The 25,767-nt window shown below is 72.0% G+C and carries 23 protein-coding genes, 1 tRNA gene and 1 other RNA gene; 10 read left to right on the forward strand and 15 right to left on the reverse strand.

The window, feature by feature from the left end; all coding sequences use genetic code 11:
• Positions 1–33 precede the first annotated feature (33 nt).
• From MTO99_RS04255 to MTO99_RS04275, 5 genes are all read right to left on the reverse strand, one after another.
• Positions 34–465 (reverse strand): VOC family protein, encoded by a 432-nt coding sequence (locus tag MTO99_RS04255; RefSeq protein ID WP_243557241.1) that lies wholly within the window; start codon positions 463–465, stop codon positions 34–36.
• A gap of 172 nt (positions 466–637) precedes the next feature.
• Positions 638–1,804 (reverse strand): enoyl-CoA hydratase/isomerase family protein, encoded by a 1,167-nt coding sequence (locus MTO99_RS04260; RefSeq protein ID WP_243557243.1) that lies wholly within the window; start codon positions 1,802–1,804, stop codon positions 638–640.
• A gap of 95 nt (positions 1,805–1,899) precedes the next feature.
• Positions 1,900–3,360, reverse strand: coding sequence for a flotillin family protein (locus tag MTO99_RS04265; protein WP_243557247.1), 1,461 nt, complete (start codon positions 3,358–3,360; stop codon positions 1,900–1,902).
• Between the two features lie 75 nt (positions 3,361–3,435).
• Complete coding sequence (locus tag MTO99_RS04270) at positions 3,436–3,954, reverse strand: NfeD family protein (protein WP_243557250.1); 519 nt, start codon at positions 3,952–3,954, stop codon at positions 3,436–3,438.
• On the reverse strand, positions 3,951–4,742 hold the full coding sequence (locus tag MTO99_RS04275) for a putative endonuclease domain-containing protein (protein WP_243557252.1): 792 nt from the start codon (positions 4,740–4,742) through the stop codon (positions 3,951–3,953). The genes MTO99_RS04270 and MTO99_RS04275 overlap by 4 nt, the downstream gene beginning before the upstream one ends.
• A gap of 86 nt (positions 4,743–4,828) precedes the next feature.
• On the opposite strand from MTO99_RS04275, the gene MTO99_RS04280 reads away from it, so the two are divergent.
• Positions 4,829–6,646 (forward strand): bifunctional 3'-5' exonuclease/DNA polymerase, encoded by a 1,818-nt coding sequence (locus tag MTO99_RS04280; RefSeq protein ID WP_435520820.1) that lies wholly within the window; start codon positions 4,829–4,831, stop codon positions 6,644–6,646.
• Here MTO99_RS04280 and MTO99_RS04285 read toward each other — a convergent pair.
• Positions 6,625–7,239, reverse strand: coding sequence for a PadR family transcriptional regulator (locus MTO99_RS04285; protein ID WP_243557255.1), 615 nt, complete (start codon positions 7,237–7,239; stop codon positions 6,625–6,627). The two genes, MTO99_RS04280 and MTO99_RS04285, sit on opposite strands and share 22 nt — an antisense overlap.
• A 245-nt stretch (positions 7,240–7,484) precedes the next feature.
• On the opposite strand from MTO99_RS04285, the gene MTO99_RS04290 reads away from it, so the two are divergent.
• Positions 7,485–8,006: a DUF3145 domain-containing protein gene (locus MTO99_RS04290; protein ID WP_243557257.1), complete on the forward strand. Its 522-nt coding sequence runs from the start codon at positions 7,485–7,487 to the stop codon at positions 8,004–8,006.
• Positions 8,007–8,175: 169 nt separating this feature from the next.
• On the opposite strand, the gene MTO99_RS04295 is transcribed toward MTO99_RS04290, so the two are convergent.
• The 6 genes from MTO99_RS04295 to aceE form a co-directional block, all read right to left on the reverse strand.
• On the reverse strand, positions 8,176–9,411 hold the full coding sequence (locus MTO99_RS04295; RefSeq protein ID WP_243557260.1) for a beta-ketoacyl-[acyl-carrier-protein] synthase family protein: 1,236 nt from the start codon (positions 9,409–9,411) through the stop codon (positions 8,176–8,178).
• 78 nt (positions 9,412–9,489) lie between these two features.
• The gene (locus tag MTO99_RS04300) at positions 9,490–9,738 is read right to left on the reverse strand and encodes an acyl carrier protein (protein WP_056731598.1); all 249 of its coding nucleotides are present in this window, start codon (positions 9,736–9,738) and stop codon (positions 9,490–9,492) included.
• Positions 9,739–9,801: 63 nt separating this feature from the next.
• Positions 9,802–10,806: a beta-ketoacyl-ACP synthase III gene (locus tag MTO99_RS04305; protein ID WP_243557263.1), complete on the reverse strand. Its 1,005-nt coding sequence runs from the start codon at positions 10,804–10,806 to the stop codon at positions 9,802–9,804.
• 67 nt (positions 10,807–10,873) lie between these two features.
• Positions 10,874–11,794, reverse strand: a complete 921-nt coding sequence (locus tag MTO99_RS04310; RefSeq protein WP_243557267.1) for an ACP S-malonyltransferase — start codon at positions 11,792–11,794, stop codon at positions 10,874–10,876.
• Between the two features lie 100 nt (positions 11,795–11,894).
• Positions 11,895–13,109, reverse strand: a complete 1,215-nt coding sequence (locus MTO99_RS04315; RefSeq protein ID WP_243557269.1) for a PucR family transcriptional regulator — start codon at positions 13,107–13,109, stop codon at positions 11,895–11,897.
• Positions 13,110–13,122: 13 nt separating this feature from the next.
• A complete protein-coding gene (gene aceE / locus MTO99_RS04320) occupies positions 13,123–15,849 on the reverse strand; it encodes a pyruvate dehydrogenase (acetyl-transferring), homodimeric type (protein WP_243557272.1) in 2,727 nt (908 codons plus the stop codon).
• A gap of 160 nt (positions 15,850–16,009) precedes the next feature.
• Between aceE and MTO99_RS04325 the strand changes: the two genes are divergently transcribed.
• Positions 16,010–16,474 carry a peroxiredoxin gene (locus tag MTO99_RS04325; RefSeq protein ID WP_243557274.1) on the forward strand — a complete coding sequence of 155 codons (465 nt, stop codon included), beginning with the start codon at positions 16,010–16,012 and terminating at the stop codon, positions 16,472–16,474.
• A 24-nt stretch (positions 16,475–16,498) separates the two neighbouring features.
• Here the strand turns inward: MTO99_RS04325 and MTO99_RS04330 are convergent, their stop codons facing one another.
• Positions 16,499–17,197, reverse strand: coding sequence for a hypothetical protein (locus MTO99_RS04330; protein ID WP_243557277.1), 699 nt, complete (start codon positions 17,195–17,197; stop codon positions 16,499–16,501).
• A gap of 54 nt (positions 17,198–17,251) precedes the next feature.
• Between MTO99_RS04330 and MTO99_RS04335 the strand changes: the two genes are divergently transcribed.
• The 4 genes from MTO99_RS04335 to rnpB all read left to right on the forward strand — a co-directional run bounded on the left by MTO99_RS04335 (position 17,252) and on the right by rnpB (position 19,378).
• A tRNA-Val gene (locus MTO99_RS04335) sits at positions 17,252–17,324 on the forward strand.
• Positions 17,325–17,372: 48 nt separating this feature from the next.
• Positions 17,373–18,191, forward strand: a complete 819-nt coding sequence (locus MTO99_RS04340) for a Nif3-like dinuclear metal center hexameric protein (RefSeq protein WP_243557280.1) — start codon at positions 17,373–17,375, stop codon at positions 18,189–18,191.
• A 34-nt stretch (positions 18,192–18,225) separates the two neighbouring features.
• On the forward strand, positions 18,226–18,963 hold the full coding sequence (locus MTO99_RS04345; protein WP_243557282.1) for a zinc ribbon domain-containing protein: 738 nt from the start codon (positions 18,226–18,228) through the stop codon (positions 18,961–18,963).
• A gap of 39 nt (positions 18,964–19,002) precedes the next feature.
• An RNA gene (gene rnpB / locus MTO99_RS04350) (RNase P RNA component class A) lies at positions 19,003–19,378 on the forward strand.
• Between the two features lie 25 nt (positions 19,379–19,403).
• Here rnpB and ppgK read toward each other — a convergent pair.
• Complete coding sequence (gene ppgK, locus MTO99_RS04355; RefSeq protein WP_243557285.1) at positions 19,404–20,162, reverse strand: polyphosphate--glucose phosphotransferase; 759 nt, start codon at positions 20,160–20,162, stop codon at positions 19,404–19,406.
• 41 nt (positions 20,163–20,203) lie between these two features.
• Between ppgK and MTO99_RS04360 the strand changes: the two genes are divergently transcribed.
• The gene (locus MTO99_RS04360) at positions 20,204–20,389 is read left to right on the forward strand and encodes an SPOR domain-containing protein (RefSeq protein ID WP_243557287.1); all 186 of its coding nucleotides are present in this window, start codon (positions 20,204–20,206) and stop codon (positions 20,387–20,389) included.
• 9 nt (positions 20,390–20,398) lie between these two features.
• On the opposite strand, the gene panB is transcribed toward MTO99_RS04360, so the two are convergent.
• Positions 20,399–21,253 carry a 3-methyl-2-oxobutanoate hydroxymethyltransferase gene (gene panB / locus MTO99_RS04365; protein ID WP_243557289.1) on the reverse strand — a complete coding sequence of 285 codons (855 nt, stop codon included), beginning with the start codon at positions 21,251–21,253 and terminating at the stop codon, positions 20,399–20,401.
• 123 nt (positions 21,254–21,376) lie between these two features.
• Here panB and MTO99_RS04370 point away from each other — a divergent pair, with 123 nt between their 5' ends.
• Both MTO99_RS04370 and MTO99_RS04375 read left to right on the forward strand, forming a co-directional pair.
• On the forward strand, positions 21,377–22,714 hold the full coding sequence (locus MTO99_RS04370; protein ID WP_243557292.1) for a glutamine synthetase family protein: 1,338 nt from the start codon (positions 21,377–21,379) through the stop codon (positions 22,712–22,714).
• 10 nt (positions 22,715–22,724) lie between these two features.
• Positions 22,725–25,736 carry a bifunctional [glutamine synthetase] adenylyltransferase/[glutamine synthetase]-adenylyl-L-tyrosine phosphorylase gene (locus MTO99_RS04375; RefSeq protein WP_243557294.1) on the forward strand — a complete coding sequence of 1,004 codons (3,012 nt, stop codon included), beginning with the start codon at positions 22,725–22,727 and terminating at the stop codon, positions 25,734–25,736.
• Positions 25,737–25,767 lie beyond the last annotated feature (31 nt).

Here is a 25,767-nt window from a genome sequence, read left to right on the forward strand (position 1 = left end):
CCTGCCCGCCCTCCCCGCGTCTCGGTGCGCGGATCATCCCTGCGCCGTGACCTCGCGGAGCTGCCAACGGTTCCCATCCGGATCCGCGAACGAGGCGAACGAGGCGTAATCGCGGCGCCCGGGGTCGAGCCCGGGGGCCCGAGCGAGCGTCTCCGCGTACGACGCCTCCCCGGATGCGTCGTGGAAGATCTCGCCGACCTCCACGCCGCGGGCGGTCAGCTCGGCGCGCGCCGCTTCGAGATCGGCGACGCTCAGCACCAGTCCTCGTGCACTGCCCGCAGCCCCGGCGGCGAGGCCCACGCCGAAGACGACCGAACAGGCCGAACCCGGCGGTGTCACCTGCACGATCGGCAGGCCGTCGGCGCGCTCAGCGGCGTCCACCCGCCAGCCCAGCGCCTCGTAGTACGCCGTCGTGCGGTCGACGTCGGCGACGGGCAGCACGATCGACTCGAGCTTCATGTCCATCGAAGCAGCTCTCCCTCGAGACCCTCGCGACCATCGCGTCGCCCGCGCTCTGCACGCGGGATCGGGTCGTTCCCAGCGTGCGCGATCCGGTGCGGCGTCGCACCCGGGATCACCCCGGGTGGGCCCCCGGGCCGCACGGGGACGGCGTGGGCGCGCCGGCCGATCGGACCCGCTACTCGGCGTCGGCACCCTCCTCGGGAATGCCCAGCCCACGTGGGAACACGCTGTGGCGCAGCGGCATCTCCATCGCGGCGACGATGTCGATCAGGTCGACGTCGTCCAGGTCGGCCGGCTTCCAGTCGGGCACCGACGCCTGGTGCAGCGAATCGGTGTTCTGGGCCACCAGCGCCTGCACCCCGGTGAAGAGGTCGGGCTGCGTGGTGAACCACCGGGCGAGACGCAGTTCGCGCTCGAGTGCATCGCGCAGCGATTCTCCGTCGCGGGCGGCGCGCACCGATCGCAGAGTCGCCACGAGCGCGGTCGGCGAGAGCCGCAGCAGCGTGTCGGCTGCGTCGGCGGCGTTCGCGGCCGCGTCGGGATCGGCGGAGTCGGGGGCGCGGAGACCTTCGACCTCGTCGCCGTTCGCGAACGCCCACAGACGCTCGAGGATGTCCCGCACGGTGTCGGCCGAATAGCACGCGTCGATCCAGTCGCGCCGGGCGAGCACGGGCGACGGCCCGGCTTCCGTCGCGAACCGTCGCACCGTCTCTTCCGGTGAGGCGGCGTCGCCGAGCGCGGCAGTCAGTTCGCCGATGCGCTCGCTCGGCACGATCACGTCGGCGAAGCCGAGGGCGACCGCATCCGCCGCGGTGAGGTCGATGGAGTTCAACGCCAGATAGGTGCCGATCTCGCCGGGGGTGCGGGCGAGCCGCCACGTCGCACCGCCGTCGGGCACGAAGCCGTAGCCGGTCTCGGGCTGGCCGAGCCGCACCTGGTCGGTGACGACCCGCACGGATGCGTGGCCGGCCAGGGAGATGCCGCCGCCCATGGTCATGCCGTGCATGATCGACACGACCGGCTTCGGGTATTCGGCGAGCTTCGCGATCAGCCGGTACTCGTCGCGGAAGAAGACCGTGCCGATGGTCATGCCCTCGGCCGCACGCGCCAGGATCTCGCGGAAGTCGCCGCCCGCGCAGAACCCGTAGTCGCCCACGCCGTCCAGCAGCACCGCGTCGACGGCGTCGTCGGTCGCCCACGCGTCGAGCGTCTCGGTCATGGCATGCATCATCTCGAGGTCGATCGCGTTGATCGAGTCGGGACGGTTGAGGCTCAGATGGCCGAGTCGCCCCACGACGACGGCGCTGACAGGAGAGTGCACCTGCACCACGCTAACGGTCACCGGCCCGTGGTGAGGAATCGAGGCGGGATTCGGCGACCGGAAACGCGTCCGCCCGGCCCGAACGTCGGGCCGGGCGGACGCGGATTCGACCGGTGTCAGTCGCGCGCGTCGCCCGACGGCCGGGCGAGCTGGCTGCCCGCGAGGCCCGCGAGCACCGCACTGACGTCGAGCCCGGTGAGCGACTTGACGACCTCGGTTCCCTCGCCGAGCACCTGGCCGACCGTCTTCGTGACGGCGCTGGCGCCGTCGGTCGAGATGACGGTGAGCTTGTCGATGGAGCTGATCGGCTCGGCGGCCGCACGGATGATCTCGGGCAGCCGCGAGATGATCTCCTGCGCGAGCGCGGCCTCGCCGTACTTCTTCAGCGCCTCGGCCTTGGCGTCGGTCGCCGCGGCCTCGGCGATGCCCTCGGCCTGCACGGCGGCGGCGCGCGCCTCGCCGTCGGCGCGGATACCGGCGGCGAGGGCGACCTGGCGGTCGCGCTCGGCCTCACCGGCGAAGCGCACGGCGGTGGCCGCCGCCTCGGCGTCCTGCACGGCGGCGACCTTGTTCGCCTCGGCGATCTTGGTGCGCTTGTACGCATCGGCCTCGGTGGCCGCGTTCGCAGCGTCGCGCTGCGCGGTCGCGCGCTGCACCTCGGCGTACGCCTCGGCTTCGGCGGGCTTGCGGATCTCGATGTCGAGCCGTTCCTGGGTGACGAGCGCCTGCTCGGAGAGCGCGTCGCGCTCCTGCACGGCGACGAGCTTGTCCTGTTCGGCCTTCGCGAGCTGACCGGCGGCCTCGGCTTCGGCGTTGGCCCGGTCGGTCTCGGCCTTGATCGTGGCCTGCTTCAGGCTCAGCGCCTTCTGACGTTCGGCGATCTGCTCGGCAGCCTCGATGCGGGCGAACTCGCTGGCGCGCGCGGCCTCGGCCTCGGAGACCTCGGCGACCTGACGGGCGCGGGCGGCCTCGGCACGACCCAGGTTCGCGAGGTAGTCGCTGCCGGGGGTCGAGATGTCGGAGATGTTCAGCAGGTCGACCTGCAGGCCCTGCTCGGCGAGATCGGCCTTGGTCTCGGTGACGACCCGGTCCGAGAGGCCCTTGCGGTCGGAGATGATCTGCTCGATCGTCATGTCGCCGACGATGGAGCGCAGCGAGCCCTCGAGCGACTCCTTGATGATCTCGGTCAGCAGGTCCTGCTGCGACAGGAATCGCTGGGCCGCGCGCCGCACGCCGTCTTCCGTGCCGTTGACCTTGAAGTTGATCGAGGCCTTGATCGCGATCTTGATGCGGTTCTTGTCGACGCCCTCGACGGTGATGCCGATCTGGCGCTGTTCGAGCGAGATCGCGAAGCCCTGCTGCAGGATCGGCCAGATGAACGTGCGGCCGCCGATCACCACCCGCTGGCTGATGGGGGCTTCGCCGGGCGCGAGGCGACCGGCGCCGCGGCCGACGATGACGAGGGCCTCGTTCGGAGGGACGCGGCGGATGCGGCGTGCGATGAACGTCAGCAGCGCCAGGACGGCGATGACGATCGCGACGACCGCGATGATCTGGGTGAGCAGGGGGTCGAACATGGGTTCCTTTCGCAGGGCGGTGAGGGAGGTCGGCCGGGGCGGCCGGGCGCTCGGGGAGCCGGGGGAGCGGCGGGGCTACGCGGGGACGACCTTGACCCGCGCACCGTCGTGCTCGACGACGCGGATGCGCACACCCGATTCGATCTCCTGATCGGAGAAGGCGAGGCGACGTTCGAGTTCGCCGGGGCCGTCGAGGCTGACCTCTCCGCCGGACGGCCCTACGGGGGCGGTCGTGACGCCGGCGAGACCGACCGCGGATGCGGGCACGCCGTCGCTCGACCGGGTGAGGCTGCGGATCGCGAGCAGGCTGACGAGGTAGGCGACGAGGGCGAGCGCCACGGCGAGCACGTACGCCCAGACGAGGTCCCACCCGAACGAGGCGGTCAGCATACCCGACGCGCCGAACACCACGAGGCCGACGGACAGCGCCGTGCCGGACAGGAATCCGTCGCCCACGTCGAGATGGTCGAGCACGTCGCCGAGGACGAGCGAGATCACGAGCAGCACGAGGCCGAGGCCTCCGACGATGAGGAAGGGCAGCAGCACAGGCGGGTCACTTTCAGGCAGGGCGAAGCGGCCGGGGGGTGCACTCACCCTAGCGGGAGCGGTGCCTCCGGAACAGGGGTGTTGCGCGATTCGGTCGCCTCGCGCGCGACGGATGCGACGGCTTCGTCGCCGCGGATGTCACGCATCCGCGCGACCACCGCATCCGCCACCTCGTTCGTGATCGCGCGGCAGACGACGCTGTGCCGGCCGAGCGGGCCGAGCCCGCCGCCGCGTACGCGGATCACCTCCCAGCCGACCTCGCGCAGCGCTTCGTCCTTCTCGAGGTCGGATGCCTCGCGGAGCCCGCGGTGGGAGCGGCCGCTGCGCCCGGGGTCGTCGTACTCGATCGCGATGCGCAGCGCGGGCACGAGGATGTCGGGCCAGACGACCGTGCGACCGTGGAACGTGCGCCGGACGTGCACGGCGTTGACGCGATGGGGGAGGTGGAGGCGTTCGCCGAGCAGGGCGCGGAGCCGCTGCTCGGTGGCCGATGTCCGCGTGCGGAGCCCGTGATCCATGAACGCGAGACCGGCCTCGCGCACCGCGGCGGGCGCCGAGGCGGCCGCCCGGCACTTGCCGCAGCCGGTGCCCGTCAGCACCTCGACGACCGTGGCGGTGTACCGGTCGTGCCCGCGAACGCAACGCCACTCGTACTCGGCGCCGACCCGGGTCTCGACCGCGAGCCGAGCGCGTTGCGCGGGCACGACCCGGCCCAGCAGCTCGGAGCGGGAGCGCTGCGTCTCGGCGATGAGCCGGCAGACGGGGCATTCGCGCGAGATCGCGAGCGAGCCGTCGGCACTCGCCCCGTGCCCGCACCCGAATCGCACCGCGACCATCGCGCTCCCTTCGACGGGGCGAGTCTGCCGCGACCGTCCGACATCCGGTGTCGGTGGGTCGGCACGACAATGGATGCGTGCGGATCATGGTCGGCGACCTCGAGCCCGGCCGGGTCGGCCTCTTCGATCCCGACGCCGAGGGGGGCGGCGGTGCGCGCGGGGCGATGCTCGCCGACGGCGAGGCGGCGGAGCTTCCGGCGCTCGTCGCCGGATTCGAGCGGCTCCGCCCCCGTTGGGTGTGGAGCGATACGCGGCGCTGGGCGCCGCAGCTGCTCGCCGCCGGGGTACGCGTCGAACGCTGCCACGATCTGCGACTCTGCGGGGCGATCCTCGAATGGTCGACCGACGCCGAGGCGTCCCGGGCGGAGCATCCCGATCGTCCGCTCTGGCTCGCCCGCGGTCCCGCCGAGCTCGCCGCCGACGCGACCCCCGGCGCGACCCCGCCGTCGGCGGGCGCGGCCGTGCCCGCCGACCGGCCGGCGCTGTTCGAACTCGACGAGCTCGAACGGCACGACGACCGCGATGCGGCGGGCGGGGCATCCGACCGGTTCGAGGGCGCGACCCCGCATCAGCTCGCCGGCGAGCACGACCGACAGCTCGCGATCGTCGCCGGCAGTGCGCGCCCGGCGCGGCTGCGTCTGCTGCTCGCCGCCGAATCGGCGGGCGCGCTGATCGGCGCCGAGCTGAGCGCCGCCGGCGTGCCGTGGGATGCGGCGACCCACGATCGGGTGCTCGCCGATGCGCTCGGTCCGCGCCCGCGGCCCGGGGCGAAGCCGGCCCGCATGGAGGAGCTGGCGGCGCGGGTGCGCGCGGAACTCGACGCGCCGACGCTGAACCTCGACTCCCAGGTCGACCTCCTGCGCGGACTGCGTGCGGCAGGTATCCGGGTCGACTCGACCGCTCGATGGGAGCTGCGCGAGCACGACCATCCCGCGATCGCGCCCCTGCTCGCGTACAAACGGCTCGCACGACTGCTGAGCGCGAACGGGTGGAGCTGGCTCGAGACCTGGGTCGTCGATGGGCGATTCCGCCCCGACTACGTGCCCGGCGGCACCGCGACGGGCCGGTGGGCGACCTCGGGCGGGGGAGCCCTGCAGCTGCCGAAGCAGATCCGTTCCGCCGTGATCGCCGACCCCGGCTGGACCCTCGTCGTGGCCGACGCCGCCCAGCTCGAGCCGCGTGTGCTCGCCGCGATGGCGGGGGATCTGCGCATGGCCGAGGCGGCACGCGGGCGGGACATCTACCGCGGGATCGTCGACGCGGGGGTCGTCGCCGCACGCGACGAGGCGAAGGTCGCACTGCTCGGGGCGATGTACGGTGCGACCACCGGCGAGAGCGGCCGGCTGGTGCCGCGGCTCGCGCGCGGGTTCCCGCGCGCGATGGCCCTCGTCGACCGGGCCGCGGCCGCGGGCGAGCGCGGCGCGCGGGTCACCACCCTGCTCGGTCGCTCGTCGCCGCTGCCGCCCGCGACCTGGCGTGCGACGCAGGCTCGGGCGACCGAACCCGAGGCCACCGCACAGGACGAGCGGCGGGCGAGGTCGTCGGCGCGCGATTGGGGCCGGTTCACGCGCAACTTCGTCGTGCAGGGCACCGCCGCCGAGTGGGCGCTCTGCTGGATGGCGGGCGTGCGCTCCCGGCTCGCGCAGCTGGGCGACGTCGGGGAACGAGCGGATGCCTCGCCGCCGGCGACGGCGTCGGGGCCGGTGTTCGCCCGGCGCCCCCACCTCGTGTACTACCTGCACGACGAGATCATCGTGCACACGCCCGCGGAGCTCGCCGACGAGGTCGCCCTGGCGGTGCGCGACTCCGCGGCCGAGGCGGGGCGCCTGCTGTTCGGCGAGTTCCCGGTCGACTTCCCGCTCGACCTGGCGATCGTGCCGAGCTACGCCGAAGCCGACGGTTGATCCTCGTCGCGGGCGACGGGCCGGCGCCCCCGGCGGGGGCGGTCGGCGGCGACCGGCACCGGCGCCGACGGGTGCGCGGCGACGTGGGCGAGCCACGACAGCGCGGCACCGGCACGCTCGATCTCGGCCGCGGCCGCGAGCCGCGCCAGTGCGGCCGCGGGATCCTCCGGTTCGGCGCGCTCCGCGGCATCCGTCGGTTCGGCGCGCTCCGCGGCATCCGCCCGGCGTCGCGCCCACCGTTCGCGCTCGACCGCGACGATCGCGTCCGCGTCGACGCCGTGCCCGTCGATCGAGCGCGCGACGAGGACCCGGTCGACCGTCTCGTCCCACGGGTCGGCGCCCGTCGCATCCGCACCGCCGAGCCAGGCCAGCGCCGCGGCGCGCCCCGCGCGAGTCAGCCGATGCAGCGGCAGTCCGTCGTCGGTGGCGCCGGCCGGTTCGACCAGCTGCTGCTTCGCGAGCCGGTCGAGCGTGCCGTACGTCTGTCCCACGTTGATGCGACGGCGGCCGCCGGTGCGCTCGGCGAGCGCGCCATGCACCTGGAATCCGTACGCGGGGCCGAGCAGGAGGATGGCGAGGACAGCATCGCGCACGGCCACTGGCGGCTCCGATCATCAGCGGAGGAAACGGTTCACCGAGCATACTCTTCTCTCCGAGGCGCAGGCCGCGCCGCGACGGCCTCGTCGGGATCGCCGACCCGCGCCGTCTCCCTTGTCTCCACCGCTGATCCGGGGCATAATCGCCGGTGACGGCTCGCCGTCCACAACCGAATCGAACATCCGCACCGACGCGTTCCGAGGTCGTAGGGGAAGACGCACCTCACGAGAACGGAGTCGAGATGGCGGAGGCAGTGTCGCGGGCACCCGGCGCCGCGCGTGGAATGCTGTTCATCCATTCCTCGCCCCGGGCGGTGTGCCCGCATCTGGAGTGGGCCGCGGGTCGCGCCCTCGGCGAGCCCGTGAGCTTCGTGTGGACCGAGCAGCCCGTGCTCCGCGGCACCATGCGCGCCGAGTTCGCCTGGACGGCGCGCGTGGGCGACGGCGCCCGGCTCGCGTCGGCGCTGCGCGGATGGGGCGGAGTGCGGTTCGAGGTGAGCGAGGATCCGACGCCGGGTTCCGACGGCGCACGGTGGATGCACACGCCCGATCTCGGGGTGTTCTTCGCGCAGACCGACTCGGCGGGCAACACCGTCGTTCCCGAAGACCGGGTCCGGTACGCGATGGAACTCGCCGGGGACGACGCGCGCGAACTGCGGCGCGAACTGCGGCTCGCGCTGGGGCAGGCGTGGGACGACGAGCTCGAGCCGTTCCGTCACGCGAGCGACGAGGCATCCGTGGTCTGGCTGCATCAGGTGGGGTGAGCGCAGCCCGCGGTGCGCGAGGCGGCGCGACGCGAGGGTCGGATGACACTTCCCGGCCGGCGCACGAGCGAAGCCCCGCACCGTGACGAGCAGACCCCGGTGCGCCTGAGGCGCCCGGGGTCTGCTCGTGTCGCTCGCGTCGTGCCGATCCGCGTCGTGCGGGGCGACGTCAGACGCTGCGGATCGCGACGACCGCGTTGTGCCCGCCGAACCCGAACGAGTTCGAGATCGCCAGCTGCGGCGCGTCGCCGAGGGGCTGCGCCTCGCCCGAGAGACGGAACGGGACCTCGGGGTCCTGCGTCGTGAGGTTGATCGTCGGGGGAGCGATGCGGTGCTGCACCGCGAGCACGGTGAAGATCGCCTCGAGCGCGCCGGTGCCGCCGAGCAGATGCCCGGTCGACGCCTTCGTCGCCGAGACCGGGATCTCATCGACACGGTCGCCGAACACGGCCTTCAGCGCCTGGTACTCGTTCGGGTCGCCGACGGGCGTCGAGGTGGCGTGCGCGTTGATGTGGGTCACGTCGTCGGGCGAGGCATCCGCCGCTGCGAGTGCGAGGCGCACCGCGCGGGCCGCGCCGCGACCCTCGGGGTCGTTCGCGGTGATGTGGTACGAGTCGGCGGTGACGCCGCCGCCCACGACCTCGGCGTAGATCTTCGCGCCGCGGGCCTTCGCGTGCTCCTCGGTCTCGAGGATGAGCACGCCGGCGCCCTCGCCCATGACGAAGCCGTCGCGGTCGATGCTGCCGGGGCGCGAAGCGTGCGCCGGGTCGTCGTTGCGCTTCGACAGGGCCTGCATGGAGGAGAAGGAGGCGATGGTGATCGGGTGGATCGCCGACTCGGTGCCACCGGCGATCACCACGTCGGCCAGGCCGTCCCGCAGATGCTGGACCGCGTTCACGATCGACTCCGTGCTCGACGCGCAGGCGCTCGCGACCGTGGTCGCGAACGCGCGGGCGCCGAAGTGCAGCGACAGGTTGCCCGAGGCCGAGTTGGGCATGAGCATGGGCACGGTCATCGGCAGCACACGCCGCGGACCCTTCTCCCGCAGCGTGTCCCAGGCGTCGAGGAGGGTCCACACGCCGCCGATGCCGGTCGCGAAGTCGACGCCCAGCCGCTCGGGGTCGACCTCGGGGCTGCCCGCGTCGGCCCACGCCTCGAGCGCGGCGACGAGCGCCAGCTGCGACGAGGGGTCGAGGCGCTTCGCGACGGGCCGCTCGAGCACGGTGTCGGGACGGACGAGCGCCTCCGCGGCGAAGGTCACGGGCAGTTGGTACTTCTCGACCCACTCGTGCTCGAGCGTGCGGGCGCCGGACGCGCCGTTCAGCAGGGCGGACCAGCTCTCGGGCGCGGTGCCGCCGATGGGCGACGAGGCGCCGATGCCGGTGACGACGATCTTCTTGGTCATGACGAACACTCCGGTGGAGGGGAACGGGAAGAAGACGCGGACGGACCGGAGCACGGCCCCGGTCCGTCCGCGAACCGACTAGGCCTGGGCCTTGACGATGAAGTCGACGGCGTCGCCGACGGTCTTGAGGTTCTTGACCTCTTCGTCGGGGATCTTGACGTCGAACTTCTCCTCGGCGTTGACGACGATCGTCATCATCGAGATGGAGTCGATGTCGAGGTCATCGGTGAACGACTTGTCCAGCTCGACCGTGTCGGTCGCGATGCCGGTCTCGTCGTTGATGAGCTCGGCCAGGCCGGCCAGCACTTCTTCGGTGGACAGTGCCATGTTGTTTCTCCTCAGGGGTGTCGTATGACCGTTGGACAGTCTAGATGGACGGGTGTCGGCGGTTCAGGGCAGAACCACCACTTGGGCGCCGAACACGAGTCCGGCGCCGAAGCCGATCTGGAGGGCGAGCCCTCCGGAGAGTTCGGGGTGCTCTTCGAGCAGACGGTGGGTCGCCAGGGGGATGGAGGCGGCCGAGGTGTTGCCGGTCGTGACGATGTCGCGTGCGATCACGACGGACTCGGGCAGTCGCAGCTGCTTGGCGAACTCGTCGATGATGCGCAGGTTCGCCTGGTGGGGGATGAACGCGGCGAGGTCGCCGGGGCCGATGCCGGCCTCTTCGAGCGCCTGCTTGGCGACCTTCGCCATCTCCCAGACGGCCCAGCGGAAGACGGTCTGCCCCTCCTGGCGGAGGGTCGGCCACTCGGCGGCGCCGTCGCGGAACTCGGTGAGGGTGTGGTTCATGCCCACGGCGCCGGCCTTGGACCCGTCGGACCCCCATACCGTGCCCGAGATGCCGGGCGTCTCGCTCGCGCCGATGACGACGGCGCCCGCGCCGTCGCCGAGCAGGAACGAGATCGAGCGATCGGTCGGGTCGACGACGTCCGACAGCTTCTCGGCGCCGACGACGAGCGCATTGCGGGCGACGCCCGCGCGGATGAGGGCGTCGGCCTGGGCGACCGCGTAGGTGTACCCGGCGCACGCCGCGTTCACGTCGTAGGCGGCGGCCGGGTTGGCGCCGACCCGGTCGGCCACCACCGCGGCCATCGACGGGGTCTGCTGCACGTTCGAGATGGTCGCGATGATCACGAGGTCGATCTCGTCGGGTGCCACGCCCGACTTCGCGATCGCCTCGCGGGATGCCTCGGTGGCCAGGTCGAGCGCGGCGACGTCGGCGCCGGCGCGGGTGCGGGTGACGATGCCGGTGCGCTGCTGGATCCACTCGTCGGAGGAGTCGATGGGGCCGACGAGGTCGTCGTTCGGCACGACGTTCGCGCCGCGCGCGGCACCGACGGCGTAGATGCGGGTGTGCGCGACACCCTGCGACTGGCGGAGCGTGGGTTCGGTCATGTCGGCTTTCTCTCGTGAGCGGATGTCTCGGGCCGGTCGATGGCGGGCCGGATGCCTCGGGGCGGCGTCAGGCGGCGCGGTCGAGCAGCTCGAACGCGGCCGGAAGGTCGTCGGGGGTCTTGACCGCGACGGTCGGCACGCCCTTGAGCGCCCGCTTGGCGAGACCGACGAGCGCACCGGCCGGAGCCAGTTCGATGATGCCGGTGACTCCGCCGTCGGCGAAGGAGGTCATGCAGCGGTCCCAGCGCACGGGCGACGAGACCTGGCCCACGATCAGCTCGAGGTACTCGGTGCCGCTCGCGACTCGCGACCCGTCGCGGTTCGTCCAGAGCGGGAGCGCGGGGTCGGCGGGCGCGAGCGCGGCCGCCTTCGCGGCGAGCCGCTCGACGGCCGGCGCCATGTACCGGGTGTGGAAGGCGCCCGCGACCTGGAGCGGGATGACCCGGGCGCCGGCCGGCGGTTCGGCGCGCAGCGCCTCGAGGGCGTCGACGGCGCCGGCGACCACGATCTGGCCGCCGCCGTTGAAGTTCGCCGGCTCGAGCCCGAGCGCGTCGAGCCGGGCGAGGAGCTCGGCCTCGTCGCCGCCGACCACGGCGCTCATGCCGGTCGCGGCGAGGACCGCGGCATCCGCCATCGCCCGGCCGCGCTCGGCGACCAGGTCGACCGCGTCGGTGCCCGAGAGGATGCCGGTCGCAGCGGCCGCGGTGATCTCGCCGACCGAGTGGCCGGCGACGCCGCCGATGCGGTCGCGGCGGCCGTCGGCGGCGAGCGCGTCGAACGAGAGGATCCCGGCGGCCACGATGAGCGGCTGGGCCACGGCCGTGTCGCGGATGGTGTCGGCGTCGCTCTCGGTGCCGTGCCGGACGAGATCGACGCCCGCGGCGTCGGACAGTTCGGCGAGGCGGTCGGCGAAGCCGGGCTCGGCGAGCCACGGGGAGAGGAAGCCGGGGGTCTGGGAGCCCTGACCTGGGCACACGACGACGATCACCATCCCAGTCTTGCCAACCGGCTCAGGCGAGCGTGTGTGCATGGATGACAAGCATCCGGCTGAAGGCTTGTGCGATCGGCACAGGCGCGGTGAGATCGACTCAGCTCTGCGGGCGTCGCCGCGGCGAGATCTCGTGGTCGTTCATCGACCCCACGATGAGCGCGGTCTGCAGGATCAGCGCTTCGCGGGCGCCGGTCGCGTCCCACCCGATCACGTCGGAGACCCGCTTCAGCCGGTACCGCACCGTGTTCGGGTGCACGAACAGCTCGCGCGCCGTCGCCTCGAGCGAACGGCCGTTGTCGAGGTAGCTCCACAGCGTGGAGAGCAGTTCGGTCGAGTGCGCCTGCAGCGGCCGGTAGATGCGGTGCACCAGCGTCGCCTTCGCGAGCGCATCGCCCGCGAGCGCGCGCTCGGGCAGCAGGTCGTCGGCGTGCACCGGGCGGGGTGCGTTGCGCCACGACCGTGCCACCGCGAAACCCGCGAGCGCCGCACGCGCGCTCTTCGAGGCATCCACCAGGTTCGAGACCTCGTGGCCGAGCACGAGGTGACCCGACCCGAAATACGGCTCCAGCTGCGAGGCGATCTCCATGAAGGTGTTCGCCGGTGCGGTGCCGATCGCGTCCTCGCCCTCGACGGAGCGCGGCTCGGCGCGACCGATCACGACCACGAGCCGGTTGCCCTGCACCCCGACGAGCACATCGGCGTGCATGTGCCGGGCGGCACGGCGCACCTGATCGACGTCGAACTGCTTGGGCGCGGTGCCGACCAGTACCGCGACCTCCCCGTGGCCGTGCCAGCCGAGCGCGGCGATGCGGCTGGGCAGCTCGTCGTCGGCCTCACCCGTGAGGATCGAGTCGACGACGAGCGCCTCGAGTCGCGCATCCCAGAGCCCGCGGGCCTCGGCGGCGCGCGCGTACACATCGGCCGCGGCGAACGCGATCTCGCGCGAGTACAGCAGGATCGCCTCGCGCAGCGGCTCACCGCCGTCCTTGATGCGCTCCTCGACGACCTCGACCGTGACCCGGATGAGCTGCAGCGTCTGCTGCAGGCTCACCGAACGGAGCAGTTCCCGCGGTGCGGCCCCGAACACGTCGGCGGCGATCCAGGGGGTCGATTTGGGGTCGTCGAACCAGGCGATGAACGAGCTGATGCCGGCCTGCGCGACCAGCCCGACGGCCGATCGGCGACTCGGGGGCATGTCGCCGTACCACGGCAGCGTGTCCTCGAGTCGCTTCAGCGTCCGCGTGGCGAGTTCGCCCGCGATGGTGCGCAACCATGCGAGCGTCTCCGCTTTCGTCCTCGGCTTCGTCGCCACCCCGGTTCGCCCGTCAGCTCTCGCCGCCGGCCGTTCCCGTCGTGCCGGCGTTCACGTCGTGCAGACGGTACTTCTCGATCGCGCGAGCCGCGGCCGACGCGTCGACCTCGCCCCGCTCGGCGAGCACCTGCAGCGTGCGGACGACGACCGAGGGACCGTCGATCTTGAAGAACCGGCGCGCCGCGGGGCGGGTGTCGGAGAAGCCGAACCCGTCGGCGCCGAGCGTCGCGTAGCGGCCCGGCACGTACGCGCGGATCTGCTCCTGCACCGCGCGCATGTAGTCGGAGACCGCGACGAACGGGCCCTGCTCGCCGGCGAGCTTCTGCGTGAGGTACGCGTACTGCGGCGCCTCCTCGGGGTGCAGGAAGTTGTGCTCGTCGGCGCGCTGGCCGTCGCGGGCGAGCTCGGACCAGCTCGTCACGCTCCAGACATCGGCCGACACGCCCCAGTCCTGCGCCAGCAGCTGCTGGGCTTCGAGGATCCACGGCACGGCGACGCCCGACGCGAGGAGGTGCGCCTTCGGCCCCGCGACGGGCGACGCGGAGATGCGGTGGATGCCGCGGACGATGCCCTCGACGTCCACGCCCTCGGGCTCGGCCGGCTGCACGAGCGGCTCGTTGTACACCGTCAGGTAGTACATGACGTTCGGGTCGGGGTGGCTGCCGCCGTACATGCGGTCGAGGCCGGCGCGCACGATGTGCCCGATCTCGTACCCGTACGCGGGGTCGTACGCAACGGTCGCCGGGTTGGTCGCGGCGAGCAGCGGCGAGTGGCCGTCGGCGTGCTGGAGCCCCTCGCCGGTGAGCGTGGTGCGCCCTGCGGTGGCGCCGATCAGGAAGCCGCGCGCCATCTGGTCGCCGGCCGCCCACAGCGCGTCGCCGGTGCGCTGGTACCCGAACATCGAGTAGAAGACGTAGATCGGGATGAGCGGCTCGCCCTGCGTCGAGTACGACGTGCCGATCGCGGTGAACGCCGCGACGGCGCCGGCCTCGTTGATGCCGACGTGGACGAGCTGACCCTGCGGGCTCTCCTTGTACGCGAGCAGGAGTTCGCGGTCGACCGACGTGTAGTGCTGGCCGTTCGGGTTGTAGATCTTCGCGTTCGGGAAGAACGCGTCCATGCCGAACGTGCGCGCCTCGTCGGGGATGATCGGCACCACCCGGTTGCCGAAGTCCTTCGAACGCATGAGGTCTTTCAGGAGCCGGACGAACGCCATGGTCGTCGCGATCTCCTGCGTGCCCGAGCCCTTCTTCGCGATCGCGTACGCCGAATCCTCGGGCAGCGAGATCGCGGTGTGCGTCGAGCGGCGGTCGGGCAGGTAGCCGCCGAGCGCGCGGCGACGCTCGTGCAGGTACTGGATCGCCTCGTCCTGATCGCCGGGGTGGAAGTACGGCGGGAGGTACGGGTTCTCCTCGAGCTGCGCGTCGCTGATCGGGATGCGCATGGTGTCGCGGAACGTCTTCAGGTTGTCCAGCGTCATCTTCTTCATCTGGTGGGTCGCGTTGCGGCCCTCGAACGCCGGACCGAGGCCGTAGCCCTTGATGGTCTTGGCGAGGATGACGGTGGGCTGGCCCTGGTGCTCGACGGCGGCCTTGAACGCCGCGTAGACCTTGCGGTAGTCGTGGCCGCCGCGCTTCAGACCCCACACCTCGTCGTCGCTCAGGTGCTTGACGAGTTCGAGCGCGCGCGGGTCGCGGCCGAAGAAGTTCTCGCGCACGTAGGCGCCCGACTCGGCCTTGTAGGTCTGGTAGTCGCCGTCGGGCGTCACGTTCATGAGGTTGCGCAGCGCGCCGTCGTGGTCGCGGGCGAGCAGGTCGTCCCATTCCCGGCCCCAGACGACCTTGATGACGTTCCAGCCGGCGCCGCGGAAGAAGCTCTCGAGCTCCTGGATGATCTTGCCGTTGCCGCGAACCGGGCCGTCGAGGCGCTGCAGATTGCAGTTGATCACGAAGGTGAGGTTGTCCAGGCCCTCGTTCGCGGCGACCTGGAGCTGGCCGCGGCTCTCGACCTCGTCCATCTCGCCGTCGCCGAGGAACGCCCACACGTGCTGGTCGGAGGCATCCTTGATGCCCCGGTTCGTGAGGTACTTGTTGAGCTGCGCCTGGTAGATCGCGTTGATCGGGCCGATGCCCATCGACACGGTGGGGAACTCCCAGAAGTCGGGCATGAGCCGCGGGTGCGGGTAGCTCGACAGGCCGTTCGGCGCGTGCGACTTCTCCTGGCGGAAGCCGTCGAGCTGGTCCGTCGACAGCCGCCCCTCGAGGAAGGCGCGCGCGTACATGCCGGGGGAGGCGTGGCCCTGGAAGAAGACCTGGTCGCCGCCGCCGGGGTGGTCGGGGCCGCGGAAGAAGTGGTTGAAGCCGACCTCGTAGAGCGCGGCCGACGAGGCGTACGTCGAGATGTGGCCGCCGACGGCGATGCCGGGGCGCTGGGCACGGTGCACGAGCATCGCGGCGTTCCAGCGGATCCACGCGCGGTACCGGCGCTCGATCTCCTCGTCGCCGGGGAACTCGGGCTCGTTCTCGGGGGCGATCGTGTTGATGTAGTCGGTCGTGGGCACCATCGGCACCCCGAGGTGGAGCTCCTTCGACCGCTTCAGCAGGCTCAGCATGATCTCGCGACCGCGCTGGTGACCCTTCTCTCCGACGAGCGCGTCGAGGGACTCGTTCCACTCGGCCGTCTCATCGGGGTCGGCATCGTATGCTCCGACCGAGTACGGGTCCTGGTCGTTGACAGTCACACTCGACCTCTTTCTTCAGCAGGGTGTCTGCGCACACGGCGCGCGCCCGCGCGGACGGGTCCCGTCCGGGGCGACGACGCCATCCTAATGAGTCTATGCCCGCCCGCGGTCGCACCTTCCGATGTCGGGCAGGTCGCCGGGCGACCGTAGGCTGACCGACGTGATCCTCCAGGCCGGTGCCGTCGCACCCGAGTTCGAACTGCCCGACGCGTTCGGCGCGCCGACGTCGTTGCGCCGCCTGCTCGATCGCGGGCCGGTCGCGCTGGTGTTCTTCCCGTTCGCGTTCTCGCGGACGTGTCACGGCGAGCTGTGCGAACTGCGGGATCGGATCGAGCTGTTCGAGGCCGACGGCGTGCAGCTCGTGGGCGTCTCGGTCGACGCGAAGTACGCGCTGCGAGCCTGGGCCGAGCAGGAGGGGTTCGGATTCCCGCTGCTCAGCGACTTCTGGCCGCACGGCGCGGTCGCGCGGTCGTACGGCGCGTTCCTCGAGGAGGTCGGCTTCGCGACCCGGGCGACCTTCCTCATCGACGCATCCGGGTCGGTCCGCGCCTCGTTCGCCGCATCGCCGGGCGAGCCGCGCCCGTTCCAGGCGTATCGGGACGCGCTCGCGACGCTCCCGCGCTGAGCGATCGCGGATGCCTCGCGGCACTCACGCGAGGATGTTCACGCTCCTCGCGATCACGAGCGCCAGGATGAGGAATCCGCCGAACGCCTGCAGCGACCAGAGCAGCTTGAAGCGGGGCGACAGCGGCATCGCGTCCGTCGCGCTGAACGCCATCGAGTTCGCGAGCGTCGAGTAGAGGTAGTCGACGTAGCGGGGCGTCCAGTCGACCACCGCCGACGACCGCGCGGCGACCTCGGTCACGGCGTCGTCGTCCTCGTCCTGCGGGAACCGCAGGTCGGCGGGCGGCAGGTCGGCGCGCGCGAGCATCGTCCGCGCGACGGGGCCGCCGCGGTCGAGCTCCCAGTACAGCGTGGTGAACCCGATGACGTTCACCGCCCAGACCTGCAGTGCGGCGACCAGCAGCCCCGGGGCATCCTGCTGCGGGTCGACGAGCGTTCCCAGCAGGAACAGCAGCGTCACCTGGTTGGTCGCCACCAGCAGCGATGCGAACACGACCGACAGCCCGCGGGTCGACGGGGTCTGCCGGGTGAGCCGGCGCGGGTTGGCGACGACGAGCGGCACCAGCAGGGCCAGCCCGACGCCGACCACGATGTAGCGCTGCGGCCCGAGGATCGCGTTCGGCAGCAGCGCGTAGAGCGCGAGGGCCGCCGCGAGCGCGACGATCGCCGGCCAGCGATGCTCCGCGGTCGCGGTGCGGCTCGGATGCTGCCGCAGGGGCTCCATGCCCGCGAGTGTAGGCGCGCTCGACTACCATGGGCGTGCGCCGCACCGGCGCGGGGGCCTGTAGCTCAGTTGGTAGAGCGCCACGTTTACACCGTGGATGTCGTCGGTTCGAGCCCGGCCGGGCCCACCGGCGTCGCACCGTCGCGAACGGATGCCTCCCGGCTAGGCTGAACGGATGCCAGTGCTGCTCGCCGAAGTGCTCGAGGTCGTCGACCGGTTGTGGCCGCTCTCGGGGGCCGAAGCCTGGGATGCTCCGGGGCTCGTCACCGGTGACCCCGATGCCGAGGTGCGGCACGTGCTCTTCGCCGTCGACGCCGTCGCCGCGACGGTCGACGAGGCGATCGGGCAGGGCGCCGACCTGCTGATCGCGCACCATCCGCTGCTCCTGCGCGGGGTGACCAGCGTCGCCGAGGACCGGTACAAGGGCGCGCTGCTGGCGCGGCTCATCCGCGGCGGCTGCGCCCTCATCGGCGCGCACACGAACGCGGACGTGGTCGAGACCGGCACCTCCGCGGTGCTCGCCGAGCGTCTCGGCCTGCTGGATGCCTCGCCCATCGTGCCGTCCGCCGTCCCCGCGCGCGGGCTCGGCCGGGTGGGGCGGCTGCCGGCGCCCACGACCCTCGGCCGGCTCGCACGCACCCTGGCCGACCTGCTGCCGCCGACCGCCGGCGGCGTGCGCGTCTCGGGCGGCTACGACGACCCCGTCGAAACGGTCGCCGTGTGCGGGGGAGCGGGCGACTCGCTGCTCGCCGACCCCGCCGTGCGGGCCGCCGACGTCTACATCACCGCCGACCTGCGGCACCACCCGGCCTCCGAGGCGCGCGAGCAGGCGCTGCTCGTCGGGGGTCCGGCGCTCATCGACGTGTCGCACTGGGCCAGCGAATGGCTCTGGCTCGATCGCGCCGCGGCCGAGCTGGCCGAGGCGCTCCCGGGGCTCGACATCCGGGTCTCCGAGCTCCGCACCGATCCGTGGGATTTCGCAGTCGTGCAATGATCGAACCCACCACGACCCCCACGAGGAGCACCACGTGAAGGCCACCCCATCCGCCCAGCTCGACCTCCTCCGCGTGCAGGGACTCGACACCCGACTCGCCCAGCTCGCGCACCGGCTGAACGCCCTGCCCCAGACAGCCGCCATCGCCGAGCTCGACGCCCGCGACGACGCCCAGCGCCGCGAACGCGCGACCGCCCTCGGCACCCTGGAGGACGTCCGCACCGAGCTGGGGCGCATCGAGTCCGACGTCCAGATCGTCGAGGCGCGCATCACCCGTGACGGCGAACGGCTCACGCACACCTCGTCGATGAAGGACGTCACCGCGCTCGAGGCCGAGCTCGTCTCGCTGCGCAAGCGGCTCGCCGACCTCGAAGACCAGGAGCTCATCGTCATGCAGCGCGTCGAGGACGCCGAGCGCGTCGTCGCGACCATCGATGAGGAACGCGCCGCCATCGCCGCCGATCGGCTGCGTCTCGAGGGCGAACGCGGCGACGCGGCATCCGAGCTCGATGCCGAGCGCACCGCAGCCGAACGCGATCGCGAGGCCGTCGCCCGGCAGGTGCCCGACGACCTGCTCGCGTTCTACGAGCAGCGGCGCACCCGCGGCGGCGGTGTCGGGGCGGCCCTGCTGCGCCAGCGCACCTGCGGCGGCTGCACCATCACGCTCACCGGGTCCGACCTCGAGCGGGTGCGCCGGGCCGCCGACGACGACGTGCTGCAGTGCCCGGAGTGCGACCGCATCCTGGTGCGCACCGACGAGTCCGGCCTCTGAGCTCGTGACGGGTTCGGCCCGGTAGGCTTGCAGGGCGAGCGGGTCGGCAAGACGGTCGCGTCGCCCGAGCGATCGGGCGCCGAGGAACGTCCGGGCTCCGCAGGGCAGGACGGTGGGTAACGCCCACCCGGGGAAACCCGAGAGACAGTGCCACAGAGAACAGACCGCCGCGGGCCTCGGCACGCGGTAAGGGTGAAACGGTGGGGTAAGAGCCCACCAGCGGCCGCGGTGACGCGGTCGGCTCGGTAAACCTCGTCCGGAGCAAGGCCAGACAGGAGACCATGGGGCTGCCCGTCCCGTCTCCGGGTAGGCCGCTGGAGGGCTGCGGCAACGCAGTCCCGAGAGAGATGGCCGTCCAGCCGGTGTCGCGCAAGCGCCCGGTGAACAGAACCCGGCGTATCAGCCGGCCCGCTCGCCTCAGCCCCGACCGCGGGGGTGCGTCAGGGCACCGCGAGCGCCGCGGCACCGAGGATGCCCGCGTTGTTGCGATGCTCGGCCGGCACGATCGGCGTGCGCAGGTCGAGCAGCGGCGCGAACTCGTCCCAGTGCTTCGAGACGCCGCCGCCCACCACGAACAGGTCGGGCGAGAAGAGGAACTCGACGTGCGAGTAGTAGCGCTGCAGGCGCTTCGCCCAGTGCGCCCAGTCGAGCTTCTCGCGTTCCATCGCCGAGTACGCGGCGCGGCTCTCGGCATCGTGTCCGTCGATCTCGAGGTGCCCGAGCTCGGAGTTCGGGATGAGCACGCCGTCGTGGATGAGCGCCGACCCGATGCCGGTGCCGAGGGTGGTGAGGATGACCAGCCCCTCCTGGCCCGCGGCCGCGCCGAACCGGATCTCGGCGTAGCCGGCGGCATCCGCGTCGTTGACGAAGTGGATGTCCCGCTCGAGGACCTCTTCGAACCTGGTCTCGGCGTCCAGCCCGATCCACTTCTTGGAGATGTTCGCCGCCGACAGGGTGCGGCCGCGCTTCACGATCGCGGGGAAGCACACCCCCACGGGCAGCTTCGCATCGACGCCCGCCACCGCGTCGAGGCGGTCGAGCAGCTCGCGGGCGGTCTCGAGGATGTCCTCGGGCTCACCGCCCTCGGGCGTGCGGATCTTGATGCGGTCGGAGACGAGTCGGCCGGTGTCGAGATCGACCACCGCCCCCTTGATCCCGGTGCCGCCGATGTCGATGCCGATCGCCTTCGTGCTCGCCATGGCGCCAGACTATCGCGGGAGGTGCGGCGTAGGATCGGGCCATGGTCGACGACATCGAACACGCCTACTGGTACAACATGCGCACCGGCGAGGTCGAGCACGGTCTGCTGTCGCCCTCGGCCGAGCGGATCGGCCCGTTCCAGACCCGGCCCGAGGCCGAGCGCGCCCTCGAGAAGCTGCGGGAGAACAGCGCGAAGTGGGCCGAGGAGGACGCGGCCGACGACTGAACCGGCCGGTCACTCGTAGGAGTGCTCGGGCCCTGGGTAGACGCCGTTCGCGACGTCGTCGCGCCACTCCTGGGCCGCCGTCGAGAGCACGCCCGCGAGGTCGGCGTACTGCTTCACGAACTTCGGGATGCGCCCGGTCGTGAGCCCGGCCCAGTCGGTCCACACCAGGAGCTGGCCGTCGCAGTGCGGGCCGGCGCCGACCGAGATCGTCGGGATGTCGAGCGCCTCGGTCACCTGGCGGGCGGCGTCGGACGGAACCATCTCCAGCACGACCGCGAACGCCCCGGCCGCCTGCACCGCCTTCGCGTCGGCGAGCAGCTGGGCGACCGCCTCGCCGCGGCCCTGGATGAGATGCCCGCCCAGCCCGTGCTCGCTCTGCGGGGTGAACCCGATGTGCCCCATCACGGGGATGCCCGACTGCACGATGCGGCGGATCTGCTTGTGGCTGCGCACGCCGCCCTCGAGCTTCACCGCGTGCGCGCCGGTCTCCTTCATGAACCGCACCGCGGTGTGCAGCGCTTCCTCGGCGCCCGACTCGTACGAGCCGAACGGCATGTCGGCGATCACGAAGGCTCGGCTCACCGCGCCGGCGACCGCACGGGTGAGGGGGATGAGCTCGTCGACCGTGACCGGCAGGGTGGTGTCGTACCCGAGCACATTGTTGCCCGCCGAGTCGCCGACCAGCAGGAAGTCCACGCCGGCCTCGTCGAAGATGCGGGCCGTGAGCTGGTCGTAGCTCGTCAGGCCGGTGATCTTGATGCCGTCGCGTTTCGCGTTCTGGAAGTGTCTGGTTCGCACCCGCTTGACTCCGGCCGCCGCCTTGGCCGCACCGCCGTAAGGGTTCTGTTCGGACTGCTCTGGCATGGGCTCAGTCTGGCACAGCGGCGAGGGCCGTCCGGCCGGGAACAGCCCGCGTCACGGGCCGCCGCATCACCCGCCGAGCGCTGGTGCGAGCCACTACGCTGTGAGGAGCGAGGAAGGGTGTGGATGGACAAGCAGCGGGACTTCGTGCTCCGGACCATCGAGGAGCGAGGCGTCAAGTTCGTGAGGCTCTGGTTCACCGACGTGGTGGGCACGCTGAAATCGGTCGCGATCGCTCCGGCCGAGGTCGAGGGGGCGTTCGCCGAGGGCATCGGCTTCGACGGCTCGGCGATCGAGGGGCTGAGCCGCACGTTCGAGTCCGATCTGCTCGCGTTCCCCGACCCGTCGACGTTCCAGATCCTGCCGTGGCGCGGTGAGATCGACCCCACGGCGCGCATGTTCTGCGACATCACCACCCCCGACGGCGAGCCGGCCGTCGCGGATCCGCGCAATGTGCTGAAGCGCACGCTCGCGCGGGCGGCCGATCGCGGTTTCACCTTCTACACGCACCCCGAGATCGAGTTCTACCTGCTGAAGTCCTCGAAGTACGGCGCCGAGGGCCCGATCCCGGTCGACTCGGCCGGGTACTTCGACAACGTGCCCGGCGGCACGGCGCACGACTTCCGTCGTCGCAGCGTGCGGATGCTCGAAGACCTCGGCATCTCGGTCGAGTTCAGCCACCACGAGGCCGGCCCCGGTCAGAACGAGATCGACCTCCGCTACGCCGATGCGCTCGCGATGGCCGACAACATCATGACGTTCCGCACCGTCGTGAAAGAGGTGGCGATCGAGCAGGGCGTGTACGCCACGTTCATGCCGAAGCCGTTCTCCGAGCACCCGGGCAGCGGCATGCACACGCACCTGTCGCTGTTCGAGGGCGACCAGAACGCGTTCTACGAGGCGGGCGCGCAGTACCAGCTCTCGAAGATCGGCCGGCAGTTCATCGCCGGTCTCCTGAAGCACGCGTGCGAGATCTCGGCGGTGACGAACCAGTTCGTGAACTCGTACAAGCGGCTCTGGGGCGGGGGAGAGGCGCCGAGCTTCGTGTGCTGGGGCCACAACAATCGCTCCGCGCTGGTTCGCGTGCCCTTGTACAAGCCGAGCAAGGGGCAGAGCCACCGCGTCGAGTACCGGGCGATCGACTCGGCCGCGAACCCCTACCTCGCGTTCTCGCTGCTGCTCGCGGCCGGCCTGAAGGGCATCGAAGAGGGCTACGAGCTGCCTCCCGAAGCGGAAGACAACGTCTGGACGCTGAGCGACAGCGAGCGCCGTGCACTCGGGTACAACCCGCTGCCCGCGAGCCTCGACCACGCGATCGAGTACGTGGAGGAATCCGACCTGGTCGCCGACACGCTCGGCGAGCAGGTGTTCAGCTACGTGCTCGCGAACAAGCGCGCCGAATGGCGCGACTACCGCTCGCAGGTCACCCCGTTCGAGCTCTCGCGCAATCTCGAGATCCTCTGACCGCGGCCGGATGACTCGTCAGCTCCCGATGCTCGGTGCGCTCGTGCGTGCCGGGTTCTCGGAACTCGACCGCGCCGCCGACGAGATCTCGGGTCTGGCCGCCGAGGTCGATGTGCCCGTGGCGGCGCTGCTCGACGCGTTCGGACACGCCGCCGATCCCGACGAGGCGCTGCACGCAGTGCGTCGACTGCACGATCGGGCCGGCGACCGAGTGGCCGCGCTGCTCGCCGAGCCCGAGTCCGCCGCACGCACTGCGGCGCTCATCGGAGCATCCCGGGGCTTCGCCGACTTCTTCCAGCGCAACCCGTCCGAACTCGACCTGCTGCGCCGGGCGCCGGCCCGGCCGCTCACGCAGGCCGAGGCATCCGCCGTGCTCGGCGAAGCCGTCGACGCCGTATTCGCGGCGCCCGACGCGACCGACGAGCGCGCGGCCCGCGCGCTGCGCGTGCGGTACCGGCGGCTGCTCGCGGGCATCGCGGTGTGGGACCTCACCCGGGCGAACTCGATCGACGCCGTGGACACGGTCGCCGCCGGGCTGGCCGATCTCGCCGGCGCGGCGCTCGACGCGGCGATCGCCGTCGCCCGCCATTCGATCGCGGGCGGAGCATCCGAGCCGGCCGCACCCGGCAGGTTCCCCGCCGCCCACGTGGAGGCCACCCGGCTCGCCGTGATCGGCATGGGCAAGGCCGGTGCGCGCGAACTCAACTACGTGAGCGACGTCGACGTCATCTTCGTCGGCGAATCCCGCGACGACGAGGTCGTCTCCTCGGCGCGCGCCATCGAGATCGCCACCCGCCTGGCCATCGTCGCGATGCGCGCGATCGCCGAGCCCGGCATCGAGCCGCCGCTCTGGGAAGTCGACCCCAACCTGCGGCCCGAGGGCAAGGACGGCGCGCTCGTGCGCACGCTCGACTCTCACCTCCAGTACTACGACCGGTGGGCCAAGAGCTGGGAGTTCCAGGCGCTGCTGAAGGCGCGTCCGCTCGCCGGCGACCGCGCGCTCGGCGAGGCGTACTGCGCCGGCGTCGCCCCGAAGGTCTGGTCGAGCTCGTCGCGCGACGGGTTCGTCGAGTCGGTGCAGCGCATGCGCGAACGCGTCACCGAGCACATCCCGCCCGCCGAGGTCGAGCGGCAGGTCAAGCTCGGGCCCGGCGGGCTGCGCGACATCGAGTTCACCGTGCAGCTGCTGCAGCTCGTGCACGGCGCGACCGACCCCGCCATCCGACAGGCCGGCACGCTGCCCGCGCTCGGCGCTCTCGCGGACGCCGGGTACGTGGGTCGCGAGGAGGCGGCCGAGTTCGCGCTCGACTACCGGCTGCTCCGGGTGCTCGAGCATCGGCTTCAGCTCGCCCGGCTGCGCCGGACGCACCTGATGCCGACGGATGACGCGGAGACGCGCTCGATCGCGCGCGCCAGCGGGCTCGCGCGCACCGCCGAAGAGTTGATCGAACGCTGGCAGGCGACCAAGCAGCGCGTCCGCGGGCTGCACGAACGCCTGTTCTACCGGCCGCTGCTGTCCGCGGTCGCCGCACTGCCGGCCGGCGGCCTCGAACTCACGAGCGAGCAAGCCGAGGCCAGACTCGCCGCGATCGGGTTCCGCGACCCGCGCGGCGCCCTGGCGCACCTCGCCGCGCTCACCGCGGGGGTTTCGCGACGCGCGACGATACAACGGCACCTGCTGCCCGTGCTCATCTCATGGTTCGCCGACGGCGCCGACCCCGACTACGGGCTGCTCGCGTTCCGTCGCCTGAGCGACGCACTCGGCACAACGCACTGGTACCTTCGGCTGCTGCGCGATTCGTCGGATGCGGCGATGCGACTGACCCGAGTGCTCTCGGGCTCCAGATTCGCGGGCGAACTGCTGGAGCGCGCCCCCGAGGCGGTCGCCTGGCTCGAAGACCTCGACGAGCTGCGTCCCCGACCGCTCGCGGCGCTGCGCGACGAGACGCGCGCGGTGCTCACCCGCCACGCCGATGCGGATGCCGCGGCGAAGGTGCTGCGCGCCGTCCGCCGCCGGGAGGTGCTGCGGCTCGCCCTGTCGGCGATCCTCGACGTCTGCACGGTGGAGGAGCTCGGGCGCGGGCTGAGCGACGTGACCGAGAACCACATCGCGGGGCTCGTCGAGGCGATCCGGCGCGACGGCATCGGCGGGCTCGAGTTCGCGGTCATCGGCATGGGCCGGTTCGGCGGGCGGGAGCTCGGCATCAGCTCGGACGCCGACATCATCTACGTCTACCGCGCGGTGGAGGTCGACGGCGATGCCGCCGCACGCGAGGCGTTGCGCATCGTCGCCGAACTCGGTCGGCTCAGCACGGATGCGAGACTCCCGTTCGAACTCGACGCCGACCTCCGCCCCGAGGGCAAGAACGGGGTGGTCGCGCGGTCGCTCGAGGCGTACCGCGCCTACTATGCGCGGTGGTCGCTGACCTGGGAGGCGCAGGCGCTCCTCCGGGCACGCGGGGTCGCCGGTGATCACGCCCTCATCGCCGAGTTCACCGAGCTCGCCGACGAGATCCGCTACCCCGTCGCGATCTCCGAACGCGACATCCGCGAGGTGAAACGCATCAAGGCCCGAGTCGAGAACGAGCGACTGCCGCAGGCGGCCGACCCGGCGCGGCATCTGAAACTCGGCCGCGGGTCGCTGAGCGACGTCGAGTGGTTCGTGCAGCTGCTGCAGCTCCAGCACGCGTCGCGGGTCCCCGAGCTGCGCACGACGTCGACGCTCGACGCACTCGACCGGGCGCTCGAGGCCGGGCTCGTCACCGCAGCCGACGCGCGCGCACTCCGCGAGGCGTGGGTGTTCGCCTCGCGCGCGAGATCCGCGTTGACCCTCTGGCTCGACCGCACGACCGACGTGCTGCCGGTCGACCGGGTGCAGCTCGAGGGCGTCGCCCGCATCATGGGCTACCCGCCCGGATCCGCGTCGCAGCTCGAACACGACTACCTCGGCGTCACCCGGCGCGCGCGGGCGGTGTTCGAGCGGGAGTTCTACGGCACCACGCCGCGGCCGGCGCGCGGCTGACCCTGCGTTCCGCCGGCGGCCACGGGCATCG

Source organism: Agromyces larvae (assembly GCF_022811705.1).
In the GTDB taxonomy this organism is placed as follows: domain Bacteria; phylum Actinomycetota; class Actinomycetes; order Actinomycetales; family Microbacteriaceae; genus Agromyces; species Agromyces larvae.

What these genes read in the sequence shown, in the direction of transcription:
- ppgK (WP_243557285.1), bottom strand. Translation starts at nt 20,162, where the DNA reads ATGGCGAGCACGAAGGCGATCGGCATCGACATCGGCGGCACCGGGATC.
- MTO99_RS04360 (WP_243557287.1), top strand. Translation starts at nt 20,204, where the DNA reads ATGGTCGACGACATCGAACACGCCTACTGGTACAACATGCGCACCGGC.
- MTO99_RS04295 (WP_243557260.1), bottom strand. Translation starts at nt 9,411, where the DNA reads ATGACCAAGAAGATCGTCGTCACCGGCATCGGCGCCTCGTCGCCCATC.
- MTO99_RS04290 (WP_243557257.1), top strand. Translation starts at nt 7,485, where the DNA reads ATGGCGGAGGCAGTGTCGCGGGCACCCGGCGCCGCGCGTGGAATGCTG.
- MTO99_RS04265 (WP_243557247.1), bottom strand. Translation starts at nt 3,360, where the DNA reads ATGTTCGACCCCCTGCTCACCCAGATCATCGCGGTCGTCGCGATCGTC.
- MTO99_RS04375 (WP_243557294.1), top strand. Translation starts at nt 22,725, where the DNA reads ATGACTCGTCAGCTCCCGATGCTCGGTGCGCTCGTGCGTGCCGGGTTC.
- MTO99_RS04370 (WP_243557292.1), top strand. Translation starts at nt 21,377, where the DNA reads ATGGACAAGCAGCGGGACTTCGTGCTCCGGACCATCGAGGAGCGAGGC.
- MTO99_RS04340 (WP_243557280.1), top strand. Translation starts at nt 17,373, where the DNA reads ATGCCAGTGCTGCTCGCCGAAGTGCTCGAGGTCGTCGACCGGTTGTGG.
- MTO99_RS04255 (WP_243557241.1), bottom strand. Translation starts at nt 465, where the DNA reads ATGGACATGAAGCTCGAGTCGATCGTGCTGCCCGTCGCCGACGTCGAC.
- MTO99_RS04330 (WP_243557277.1), bottom strand. Translation starts at nt 17,197, where the DNA reads ATGGAGCCCCTGCGGCAGCATCCGAGCCGCACCGCGACCGCGGAGCAT.
- panB (WP_243557289.1), bottom strand. Translation starts at nt 21,253, where the DNA reads ATGCCAGAGCAGTCCGAACAGAACCCTTACGGCGGTGCGGCCAAGGCG.
- MTO99_RS04280 (WP_435520820.1), top strand. Translation starts at nt 4,829, where the DNA reads ATGGTCGGCGACCTCGAGCCCGGCCGGGTCGGCCTCTTCGATCCCGAC.
- MTO99_RS04300 (WP_056731598.1), bottom strand. Translation starts at nt 9,738, where the DNA reads ATGGCACTGTCCACCGAAGAAGTGCTGGCCGGCCTGGCCGAGCTCATC.
- MTO99_RS04305 (WP_243557263.1), bottom strand. Translation starts at nt 10,806, where the DNA reads ATGACCGAACCCACGCTCCGCCAGTCGCAGGGTGTCGCGCACACCCGC.
- MTO99_RS04275 (WP_243557252.1), bottom strand. Translation starts at nt 4,742, where the DNA reads ATGGTCGCGGTGCGATTCGGGTGCGGGCACGGGGCGAGTGCCGACGGC.